Source organism: Streptomyces sp. NBC_00154, from assembly GCF_026342835.1.
Classification (GTDB): Bacteria; Actinomycetota; Actinomycetes; order Streptomycetales; family Streptomycetaceae; genus Streptomyces.
The window spans coordinates 1,503,205-1,514,961 of sequence record NZ_JAPEMI010000001.1; the positions used below are offsets into that span (position 1 = coordinate 1,503,205).

General features: G+C 69.9%; 6 protein-coding genes. 5 read left to right on the forward strand and 1 reads right to left on the reverse strand.

Features of this window, described 5'->3' with window-relative positions; genetic code table 11:
- Positions 1-98: 98 nt before the first annotated feature.
- The 5 genes from OHA03_RS06570 to OHA03_RS06590 all read left to right on the forward strand — a co-directional run bounded on the left by OHA03_RS06570 (position 99) and on the right by OHA03_RS06590 (position 10,377).
- Entirely contained in the window at positions 99-2,015 is a 1,917-nt protein-coding gene (locus tag OHA03_RS06570) for an ABC transporter ATP-binding protein (protein ID WP_267001664.1), read from the forward strand.
- On the forward strand, positions 2,012-4,207 hold the full coding sequence (locus OHA03_RS06575; RefSeq protein ID WP_267001666.1) for an ABC transporter ATP-binding protein: 2,196 nt from the start codon (positions 2,012-2,014) through the stop codon (positions 4,205-4,207). Before OHA03_RS06570 ends, OHA03_RS06575 begins: the two co-directional genes overlap by 4 nt.
- A gap of 62 nt (positions 4,208-4,269) precedes the next feature.
- Positions 4,270-6,072 (forward strand): ABC transporter ATP-binding protein, encoded by a 1,803-nt coding sequence (locus OHA03_RS06580; protein ID WP_267001668.1) that lies wholly within the window; start codon positions 4,270-4,272, stop codon positions 6,070-6,072.
- Positions 6,069-7,880, forward strand: a complete 1,812-nt coding sequence (locus tag OHA03_RS06585; protein WP_267001670.1) for an ABC transporter ATP-binding protein — start codon at positions 6,069-6,071, stop codon at positions 7,878-7,880. Before OHA03_RS06580 ends, OHA03_RS06585 begins: the two co-directional genes overlap by 4 nt.
- Before the next feature lie 472 nt (positions 7,881-8,352).
- Positions 8,353-10,377, forward strand: a complete 2,025-nt coding sequence (locus OHA03_RS06590; RefSeq protein WP_267001672.1) for a M4 family metallopeptidase — start codon at positions 8,353-8,355, stop codon at positions 10,375-10,377.
- A gap of 109 nt (positions 10,378-10,486) precedes the next feature.
- On the opposite strand, the gene OHA03_RS06595 is transcribed toward OHA03_RS06590, so the two are convergent.
- Positions 10,487-11,719, reverse strand: coding sequence for an alginate lyase family protein (locus OHA03_RS06595; RefSeq protein ID WP_267001674.1), 1,233 nt, complete (start codon positions 11,717-11,719; stop codon positions 10,487-10,489).
- Positions 11,720-11,757: the final 38 nt, after the last annotated feature.

Sequence of the window (11,757 nt, forward strand, 5' to 3'; positions counted from 1 at the left end):
CGCGCTGGAAACGGCATCAGCCGATCGGTTGATGCCGGGTGCGACCACGCAGAAAACCAGATGAGGGATGTCAGTGGTGAACCGTAGGCTCGCCCCTGATGCCCGAAAACCATGTAGAGCCCAAGGACCGGTCCGCCGCGCGCTCCCTGCTGCGGCTGTGGCCTTACGTGAAGCCTGTACGGATCCGCCTGTCCGGCGCGGCTGCCGTGGCGATCATCGCCTCCTGCCTCGGCCTGGTGATACCCCTCGTACTGAAGTGGATCGTGGACGGCCCGGTCGCGCACCACGATCCGGGCGGAGTCTGGCTCGGCGCGCTCTACCTGCTGTTGCTGGGCATCGTCGAGGCGCTGCTCTTCGGACTGCGGCGGTGGCTGGTGGCGCGGCCGCTGGCGGGCGTCGAGGCATCCATGCGGGCCGACCTGTACCGGCATCTGCAGCGGCTGCCGGTGGCCTTCCACGACCGGTGGCCATCGGGTCAGCTGCTGTCGCGCGGCACCACGGATCTGATGCTGCTGCGCATGTTCCTGGCCTTTCCGCTGACGTTCCTCCTGGTCAACGCCACCACGATCCTGGCCGGTTTCATCATTCTGCTGGTGCAGCAGTGGACGCTGGGATTGGTGCTGCTGGCTCCGGTGGTGCCGCTGGTGATCCTCTGCTCGGTCTTCGAGACGAAGTACGCGGTGGTGGCGCGCAAGGCGCAGGACCAGGTCGGCGATCTGACGACTGTTGTCGAGGAGAGTGTGCTCGGCATCCGCATCATCAAGGGTTTCGGCCGGCACCGCAGCCAGGCCCTGGCCTTCCGTGGTCTCTCGCAGCGGCTGCGCGGTACGGAACTCGACAAGGCACGGCTGCTGGCCGGCATCTGGGCGTTCATCACCACCATCCCCGAGCTGGCGATCGGGGCGGCACTGGTGCTCGGCACGATCCAGGTCGCGGACGGCGGACTGTCGGCGGGCACGCTCGTCGCTTTCCTCTCGACGGCGCTGGCGCTGCGGTGGCCGGTCGAGTCGATCGGCTTCCTGCTGGCGATGAGCCAGGAGTCGGCCACGGCGACCGAGCGGTTCTTCGAGGTGATGGACGTGGCGGAGGAACGCGAGACGGCCGGGGAGTTGAACGAGGAACCGTCCGCGGGGACGTCCACGAAGTCATCCCCGGAGTCTTCCGCGGACGGCGGGATGGTCTTCGAAGGCGTCGAGTTCCGCTACCCGGACGCCGAGGCCGGGTCCGTACCCGTACTGACCCGGATCGATCTACGGATCCGCCCCGGCGAGACGATGGCCCTGGTCGGGGCCACCGGGTCCGGGAAGACGACGCTCACCGCACTCGTACCGCGACTGCACGACGTCACCGCCGGGCGGATCACGCTGGACGGTACCGACATCACCACCCTGCCGCGCGAACGGCTGCGTGAGCTGGTGTCCGTGGCGTTCGAGGAGCCGACGCTCTTCTCGGCAAGCGTCGGGGAGAACGTTCTCATGGGCGCCGAGGATGCCGGCGAGGACGAGTTGCGGCGGGCGCTGTCGATCGCGCAGGCCGACTTCGTGTACGACCTGCCGCACGGCATCGACACCCAGGTCGGCGAGCAGGGTCTCAGCCTCTCCGGCGGTCAGCGGCAGCGCCTCGCACTGGCTCGCGCCGTCGTCGGACAGCCGCGCTTCCTGGTGCTCGACGACCCGCTCTCGGCTCTGGATGTGCATACGGAGACGCTGGTGGAGGCCGCCCTGCGGCACGTGCTGGAATCGACCACGGCCGTGGTGGTCGCCCACCGGCCGTCCACCGTGATGCTCGCCGACCGGGTGGCGCTTCTGTCGGAGGGCCGGATCAGCGCAGTCGGCACCCATCAGGAACTGCTGCGCAGCAACGCCGAGTACGCCTGGCTGATGTCCGGCGCCGGAAGCTCGGTGTCCGCCGAGCTCACCGACGACGTGACCGCCGAGGACGCCGGTACCGCATACATGTCCGACGCCGGCGTGCGTGCCATGGACGTCCCTGCCGAGGAGGGCAGTACCCGATGACCAATGCGACGACAGGGTGTCCCACAGGGACGGACGGCGACGACGGGAACCGCCCCGGGGCCGGCCCGGAGTCGACGGCCGCCGCCACGAAGGGCGCAATGACAAAACCGGTCACAAGCCCCGGAGCGGGCACGAACACGGTCGCGGGCACGGCTACGGCCACGGAGATCAAGGCCCGCGACCTGAACGGCACGGGTGCCGGGACGGGTGCCGGCACGGGTGCCGGGACGGGTGCCGGGACGGGTGCCGGGACGGGTGCCGGGACGGGTGCCGGGACGGGTGCCGGGACGGGTGCCGGGAAAGGTGCCGGGAAAGGTCCTGGGCAGGGTGGCGGCCCGCGGCCGAAGGCCGAAGCCACCGGCCTGGAACCCGACCCCGCCGTCGACGCCGGGGCTGGGGCCGGGGACCCCTTCGACCGGGACGACCTGCCCACGCCCCGGGGCGCCACCCGCACCCTGCTGGTGTCCCTGCTCGGCCCGCTCAGGGGCCGGGTGGTGGTCGCCGCGCTGTTCCTGCTGATCCAGCAGGCAGCCGTCCAGGCCGGCCCACTGCTCGTCGCGTACGCGATCGACAGCGGCGTGCCGGCGTTCCGGGACAAGGACTACGGACCGCTGATCGCCGTGGCCATCGGATACGCACTGTGTTCGGCGGCCGCGGGAAGCATGCAGTACACGTTCATCCAGGCCTCCGCCCGGATCAACCAGGACGTGCTGCTCGATCTCCGCGGACGGATCTTCCGCCACGCGCAGGCGCTGAGTGTGGACTTCCATGAGCGCTACACCTCGGGCCGGCTGATCTCCCGCTCCACCACGGATGTGGAGTCGCTGCGGGAACTGCTCAGCGAGGGCCTGCAAGAACTCATCGGTGTCGTGCTCTCCTTCGTGTCCATCTCACTGATGCTCCTGTGGCTGGACTTCGATCTCGGTGCGGTCGCCGTCGTCTCGTTCGTACCGCTGTATGCGCTGGTGCGGCTCTACCAGCGGCGGGCCGGTGTGATCTTCGCTGCGCGGTCGACGGCTATCGCGGCGGTCATCGTGAAGTTCGCGGAGACGATGAACGGAATCCGTCCCGTCCAGGCCTTCCGCCGCGAGCGCACCAACGACGCCGAGTTCGACAGGCTCAACCAGCAGCACTGCCGGACCAACGGCAACGCGCTGCTGGAGATGGCGCGCTACGTCGTCGGCTCCCGGCTGGTCGCCAACACGGCGGTGGCCGGGATCGTGCTGTGGGGTGCGTACCGAGTCGCCTCCGGAGCTCTCGCACTCGGCGTGCTCGCGGCGGCCGTGCTCTATCTGCGACGGCTGTACGACCCGATCGACCGGCTCGGCATGTTCCTCAACTCCTATCAGTCGGCCGCGGCTTCGCTGCAGAAGATCGCAGGCCTGCTGGCCCAGACCCCCACCGTGCCGGAGACCGCGAACCCGCGGGAGCTGCCTGCCCGCACGGGTGAGCAGCCGGGCCGGGACGTCGTCTTCGACTCGGTGAGCTTCGCCTACCGAACGGGCGGCGAAGTGCTGCCCCGCTTCGATCTGACGATCCCGGCAGGCCAGACCGTGGCCGTGGTCGGCTCGACGGGCGCCGGGAAGTCGACGCTCGCGAAGCTGCTGGCCCGGTTCTACGACCCGACCGACGGCCGGGTGCTGCTGGACGGGACCGATCTCCGGGACCTCGCCACGCCCGAACTGCGGCGCGGTGTGGTGATGGTGACCCAGGAAGCCTTCCTGTTCTCCGGGACGGTCGCCGAGAACATCGCCATCGGCCGCCCGAACGCCACTCCCGAGGAGATCGAGCAGGCCGCGAAGGCGATCGGGGCGCACGACTTCATCAGCAGTCTGCCCGACGGATACGACACGGACGTACGGAAGAGGGGCGGGCGGATCTCCGCCGGCCAGCGCCAGTTGGTCGCCTTCGCCCGCGCCCTCCTCGCCGACCCGGCGGTGCTGATTCTCGACGAGGCGACGAGCTCCCTCGACATCCCCGGCGAACGTGCGGTGCAGCGCGCCATGGACACGGTGCTGCACGGCCGTACCGCAGTGGTGATCGCCCACCGGCTGTCGACTGTGGAGATCGCGGACCGGGTGCTGGTGATGGAGCACGGCCGAATCGTGGAGGACGGCTTCCCGTCCGAACTCATCGGTGGAAAAGGCCGGTTCGCAGGGCTCCACCGCGCCTGGCGGGAGAGCCTGGCCTGAGACCGACCGCGGGTGACGGTCTCCCCCGTCGGCCTCCCGCACCGGCGGTCTATGGTGCGTACATGACTGAGCCCGTGGATCGCCCGGTCGGTCCGTATGCGGACCAGGAGACCCCGGAATTCCGCAGCCCCGGGCGGTATCTGTGGTGGCTGGTCACCCGTCAATGGCGCCGCGTTGCCGCCGGGGCCCTGCTCGGCAGCTCCTGGATGATCTGCCTGACCCTGCCGCCGTACCTGCTGTCGCGCGCCATCGACGACGGGCTGCAGCCCGGGGGCCGCTCTGCGCTGGTCGGCTGGGTCGCGGCGCTGGTGGGTGTCGGAGCGCTCAACGCCTGGCTGGCCATCATGCGGCACCGCACGATGACCAGGGTGCGGCTCGACGGTGCCTTCCGTACGGTGCGGGTGGTGGTCGCCCAGGCGACCAGGCTGGGCGCGGCGCTGCCGCGCCGGGCCACGGCCGGCGAGATCGTCACCATCGGGTTCGGTGACGTCGCGGTGATCGCCAATACGCTGACGGTCACCGGGCCCGGCGTCGGCGCCGTCCTCGCCTATGTCGTCGTGGCCGCACTGCTGTTGACCGTCTCGCCGCTGCTCGCAACGGTGGTGCTGCTGGGCGTGCCACTGCTCGCGGTGCTGGTCGGCCCGCTGCTGGGGCGGCTTCAGGGAGCCGAGTCGGCGTACCGCGACCGGCAGGGCAGCCTCGCCGCCCGTTTCGCCGACATCGCCGGCGGTCTGCGGGTCCTCAACGGCATCGGCGGCAAGGACGTCTACGCCGAACGCTACCGGCGCGGTTCGCAGGAGCTGCAGGCGGAGGGGTACCGGGTCGGGGCGGTGACCAGCTGGATCCAGGCACTCGGCGTCGGCCTGCCCACCCTGTTCCTGGGCGCCGTGACCTGGCTGGCGGCCCGGATGGCCGCGCAGGGCGAGATCACCGTCGGCGAACTGGTCGCGGTGTACGGCTATGCGGCGGTTCTCGTCGTGCCCGTCTCCTCCTTCATCGAGGGCGGCTACGACATCAGCCGCGGTCTGGTCGCCGCGCGCAGAGTCATCCACTTCCTGTCCCTGGAGCCCGATTCGGGGTTCCGGGAGGCATCTTCGCCACTTCTGGACGGGCCCGAGTCGCCCTCCGTCCTCCACGATCCTGAGTCCGGGGTCGAGGTGGTCCCCGGAACGCTGACCGCTCTGGTCGGTGCCCGGCCGTCGGACTCCGCGACGGTGATCGACCGTCTCGGCGGCTTTGCCGCGTCGGCAGCGACCTGGGGCACCGCACCACTCGACGAGATCGAGCCGGCCCAGGTCCGCGCGCGGATTCTCGTCGCGGACAACGAGGCCGACCTGTTCGCCGGCACGCTGCGCGATGTCATCTCCGGCAGCCGGGACCGGGACGAGGAGGCGCTCCACCGCGCCGTCCACGCGGCCGTGGCCCAGGACATCGTCCGCGGCCTGCCGGACGGGCTCGGCTCCACCGTCGACGCCCAGGGCCGCAATCTCTCCGGCGGCCAGCGGCAGCGTGTCCGCCTCGTCCGGGCCCTGCTGGCCGATCCCGAGATTCTCCTGGCGGTCGAGCCGACCTCGGCCGTCGATGCGCACACCGAGGCAGCCATGGCGTCCCGGCTGCGCACGGCACGGTCCGGCCGCACCACGGTCGTCACCAGCACCTCCCCTCTCGTGCTGGACCGGGCCGACACCGTGTACTACCTGGTCGACGGCTCCGTCGCGGCCGTCGGCACCCATCGCGACCTGTTGGACGAACACCCCGGTTATCGCCTGCTGGTGTCCCGTGGCACGGACGATGACGGCGCCGATGACGGCGCCGTCCACGTGGGCGACGAAGCCGGCCCTGCGCCCCAGGAGGCCACCTCATGACTGCCTCTTCGTCCGCTGCCCCGGCAGGGTCCCGGCCGCCGTCCGGGGCTCTGCCGGTCGCCGAACCGTTCCGGATCCGCCGCGCGGCGGTCCGGCTCGTCCGGCAGGACGGCCGCGCCTTCGCCGTGCTGCTCGCGCTCAACGCGCTGGCCGCCGGTGCCGGACTCGTCGCCCCGTGGCTGCTCGGCCGTGTCATCGACGAGGTCAGGGCAGGCGGCGGAGTCGGCACCGTGGACCGGCTGGCGTTCACCATCCTGGTCTTCGCCCTGGCGCAGCTCCTGCTGGCCCGCTACGCCGGCCTGGTCGGACACCGTTTCGGCGAACGGACCCTGGCGCGCGTCCGCGAGCAGTTCGCCGACCGCGCACTGGCACTGCCCGCCTCGGTGGTCGAGCGAGCCGGCACGGGTGACCTGACGACCCGCGGCACCACGGATGTCGCGGCGGTCGGCACCACCCTCCGCGACGTCGGCCCCGATGTGTTGATCGCCGCGGTCCAGGCGCTGTTCATCCTCGGGGCGGTCTTCGCGCTCGACCCCTTGCTCGGTGCCTGCGGCGTGCTCGGGCTGCTGGGCATCTGGTTCGCCGTCCGCTGGTACCTGCGCCGGGCGCTCACGGCCTACCTCGCCGAGGGTGCGGCCAATTCGGCACTTGCGGAGCAGCTGGCGGCCACCGCCGCCGGCGCCCGCACCGTCGAGGCGCTCGGGCTGCAGCAGAGCCGTATCGACGCATGTCACCGGGCGATCGAAGAGTGCCGGCGCACCCGGACCCGCACGCTCTTCCTGCGCAGCGTGCTCTTCCCTGCCGTGGACATCTCCTATGTCGTTCCCGTGGCCGGTGTCCTGCTGATCGGTGGTGCGCTGCACAGCCACGGCGCCATGAGCCTGGGTGCGGTGGTCGCCGCGGCCCTGTATCTGCGGCAGCTCTCCCAGCCGCTGGACACCATCCTGCAGCGGGTCGAACAACTGCAGAGCAGCAGTGCGTCCTTTGCCAGGGTCGAGGGGATCGGGGTGGTGCCGCAGGTGCCCTCGGCCCGCTCCCGCACACCGGCGGACGACCGGATCGCGGTGACCGGTGTGCACTACGCCTACGGCGGCCGGGGCGACGACGACGCCGATGTCCTGCACGGAGTCGATCTGACGGTCCGGCCCGGCGAGCACTTGGCGATCGTCGGCCCGTCCGGCGCCGGCAAAACCACGCTGGGCAGGCTGCTGGCCGGAGTGGACGTGCCACGCACCGGCTCGGTGACGGTGGGCGGGGTACCGGTGGCCGGCCTGACGCCCGACCGGTTGCGCCGCCAGGTCGTCCTCGTCACCCAGGAGCACCATGTGTTCCTCGGCACGGTCCGGGACAACCTGCGGATAGCAGCCCCGTCGGCCACCGACGCCGAACTGCGTGCGGCGCTCGCCGCCGTCGGCGCCGAGTGGGCCGGCGAGCTCCCGGACGGCCTGGACACCGATCTGGGCCATGCGGGACACCGCCCGGACGGCGCACAGGCCCAGCAACTCGCGCTGGCACGTGTCGTACTGGCCGACCCCCACACGTTGATACTCGACGAGGCCACCGCGCTCCTGGACCCGAGAACCGCACGGCACACCGAGCGGGCACTGGCCGCCGTCCTCGAAGGCAGAACCGTCATCGCCATCGCGCACCGCCTGCAGACGGCCCATGACGCGGACCGGGTGGCCGTCATGGAGGACGGCCGGATCACCGAACTCGGCGCCCATGACGATCTGGTGGCCGCCGACGGCGCCTACGCGGCGCTCTGGCGTTCCTGGCATGCCGACGGGCCTCACTCGCCGTCGTTGTGAACATGGCGCGGGGCCGGCCCTGCGCGACAGGACCACGGAGAGAGCGGCGGCTGCCGCCATGACCGCGCCGCCGGCCGTCTCGGGCTCGGCAGCGGATGCGGCCGGCAGCATCGTTCGGCGAACGTCCCGGCCGCGGACGGTTCGGAACGAGCCACAGTTCGAGGCCATTTCGACTGACGGGCGCTACCCCGTACCCAGCCCGCTGTTCGAACACGATGCATTCGGGCTCGACTTCGATCGCTCTTCGAATTCGGCCTGCACCGGACCCCGGGATGGCGTCGCGGTGATGATCGGTGAAACGTCCGCTTAACGAACATGACGTTTCTGGCAACGGACGAATTCCGGCCAAGTTGTTGACGCGGTCCTGACAGAGACGTCCATCTGCTGACACTCTTCCCCCGTTCTGCGCACTGCTTGCTCTGCCCGGACGGCTCACCCAGCCGCCGTTACCCCCCTCGCAGAAGGAGTCCGCGTGAGATCCACGCCCAGCCGTCGCGCCACCGCGACCGGCGCTCTGATAGCCGCAGCAGCCCTCCTCGCCGCAGGAATCCAGTCGGGCACGGCAGCCGCCGCGCCCGACAGTTCCGCTGCCGCCCCGGCCGCCACCCGTGTCAATCACGGGGCACTGGCCAAGCAGCTCTCCCCCTCCCAGCGCGCCGAGCTGATCCGCGAGGCCAACGCGAGCAAGGCGGCCACGGCCAAGGAGCTCGGTCTCGGCTCCCAGGAGAAGCTCGTCGTCCGCGATGTCATCCAGGACAACGACGGCACCACGCACACGCGTTACGAGCGCACCTTCGGCGGACTTCCGGTCCTCGGTGGGGACTTGGTCGTCCAGGAGTCCAAGGCCGGTGAGACCGAGAGCGTCACCAAGGCGTCCAAGGCCACCTCTGCCCAGCTGAAGGCCGTCGACACCGCCGCCGATGTCGCCCCGGCCAAGGCCGAGTCGCAGGCTCTCGGTGCAGCCAAGGCCGCCGGCTCCAAGAAGACCGCCGCCGACCGGGCACCGCGCAAGGTGGTCTGGATGGCCCAGGGCAAGCCGCAGCTCGCCTACGAGACCGTCGTCGGTGGGCTCCAGGACGACGGCACCCCCAACGAGCTGCACGTCATCACCGACGCGTCCACCGGCGCGAAGCTGTACGAGTGGCAGGCCATCGAGACCGGCACCGGCAACACCCAGTACAGCGGCCAGGTCACGCTCGGCACCGCACCGTCGTACACGCTGACCGACACGACACGCGGCAACCACAAGACGTACAACCTGAACCACGGCACGTCCGGCACCGGAACGCTCTTCTCCGGATCCGACGACATCTGGGGCAACGGGAATCCGACGAACGTCGAGACGGCCGCGGCGGACGCGCACTACGGCGCGGCCGAGACCTGGGACTACTACAAGAACGTGCAGGGCCGCACCGGTATCCGGGGCGACGGCGTCGGCGCGTACTCCCGCGTCCACTACGGCAACAACTACGTCAACGCCTTCTGGGACGACAGCTGCTTCTGCATGACCTACGGAGACGGCAGCGGCAACGCCGCACCGCTGACCTCCCTGGACGTGGCCGCGCACGAGATGACGCACGGTGTCACCTCCGCCACCGCCGGCCTGGTCTACAGCGGCGAGTCCGGCGGTCTCAACGAGGCGACCAGCGACATCATGGCCGCCGCTGTCGAGTTCTACTCCAACAACGCCACCGACGTGGGCGACTACCTGGTCGGCGAGAAGATCGACATCAACGGCGACGGCACCCCGCTGCGCTACATGGACAAGCCGAGCAAGGACGGCGCGTCCAAGGACGCCTGGTACTCAGGCATCGGCGGAGTGGACGTCCACTACTCCTCAGGTCCTGCGAACCACTTCTTCTACCTCCTCTCCGAGGGCAGCGGCGCCAAGACCATCAACGGCGTCTCGTACAACTCCCCGACCTCCGACGGCCTGCCCGTCACCGGCATCGGCCGCGACAAGGCCGCGCTGATCTGGTTCAAGGCGCTCACCACCAAGTTCAGCTCCACGACGAACTACGCGGCGGCCCGCACCGGCACCCTCGCTGCGGCCGGTGACCTGTACGGCACGACCAGCGCCGAGTACAAGGCGGTGGCCGACGCCTGGGCCGGTGTCAACGTCGGCTCGCGCAGCGGTGGCGGAGGCGGCGGGACCGTCTTCCAGAACACCACCCATGTCGCCATCCCGGACAACGGCGCGGCCGTCACCAGCTCGATCAACGTCACCGGTGTCACGGGCAACGCGCCCAGCACCCTCCAGGTCGGGGTGGACATCACCCACACCTGGCGCGGTGACCTCGTCATCGACCTCGTCGCTCCGGACGGCACGGCGTACCGGCTGAAGAACTCCTCGTCCAGCGACTCGGCGGACAACGTCCAGACGACCTACACCGTCAACGCATCGTCCGAGGTCGCCAACGGCACCTGGAAGCTGAAGGTCCAGGACGTCGCCTCGCAGGACGTCGGCACGATCAACAGCTTCAAGCTGACCTTCTGAACCCAGCAGCACGTTCAGGGCAGTCGATGAGCGGAACCGCCCGGGAGGGACTCTCCTTCCTCCCGGGCGGTTTCGCCATTTCGCGAGACAACCTGCCGCTGAATACAGGTCAGTTGGGGTTGTTCGCGTGAGTCAGGGTCTCCCAGGCGACGAACAGGTTGTTGGATCCGGCGGGCCTCTGCTGTTCGGTGAGGGTCTGGGTGTTGGTCATGGCGATACCCATCCGGTTGTGCAGGGCGTTGAAACCCACTTCGGTGATCGGCCCGAGGTTATCCTTGAGCGTGCCGCCGCACAGCGTCGACGGGACTGCCGCGCCCAGCTGGTACTTGGCGTGCAGGCCCAGTGCGTGACGCAGGCGTTCGGCGATCTCGGGGTAGAGGTCCTGGCCCTGGATACGGCTTGTCTCGGCGATGTGGGAGATGGCGGAGATGCCGTAGCCGGTGTGGGTGAGATCGCGGCAGGTCTCCTGGGAGAGACCGTCCATGAAGGTGGACTGTCCCTGCCAGTAGCCGATGATCTCGTCGCGCGTGTCGAGGCCGCTGCCCGGTGCGGTCTTCGGCAGAGCGCCGTCGGCGGTGATGTAGATGTACGCGGGGACACGTCCGCGGAACTTGGTGACGGCCTTGTCGTAGGCGGTGCGGTCCTCGAGGAAGACCGCGATGCCGATCGCGGCCTCGGTCATGCTCAGTTCCCAGTTGCCGTTGCTGTTGGAGCCGTTGATGACCTTGGGGAGGTAGACGTTGCGCAGCATGGTGGCGAAACGGCCGGAGTTCGGCCAGCTGCCGTACGTGTACTTGATGATCTCGGCGGCCCGGGGCCAGGAGGAGCCGGCCCAGCCGGTCTGAAGCGGGGCGTTGCTGTTGGTGTGGTCCTGGATCACGGCCGACCAGGCGTCCATGATCTCGATGGACTTCTGGGCGTAGCGGCTGTCCTGAGTGATGTACCAGGCCAGCGCGAGGGTGTAGGCGGCTATCGCGTCCTCGCGCTCATCGGTGCAGCCGTAGTTGGGGTTGGAGTACGAGCCGCACTCCACGATGGCGCGTGGCTTTGCGGTGCGGGTGAGCGAGGCGTACTTGCTGGCCAGCATCTGGTCGTACGCGCTCTTCCAGGGCTGGGCTCCGGCCTGCACCTTGGCGCGTACGAAGTCGAGCTGGGGGCGGCTGACGAGCACGCCGGGGTGGGTGAAGGAGGCTGGGGCCGCGACCGTGGCGGCCTTGACCGCTTGCGGGCCGTCGGCGGGTGCGGCTCTGTTTGCCGAGGCCGGGGCCATGAAGACCGCGGTGAGCAGGGCGGCCAGTGCGGTGGCGAGGCCGAGGCCACGCCCGATGGATCCGGTACGCATGTGGGGTGCCTTCCGGTGCGGAGGAGGTTCAGCAACTC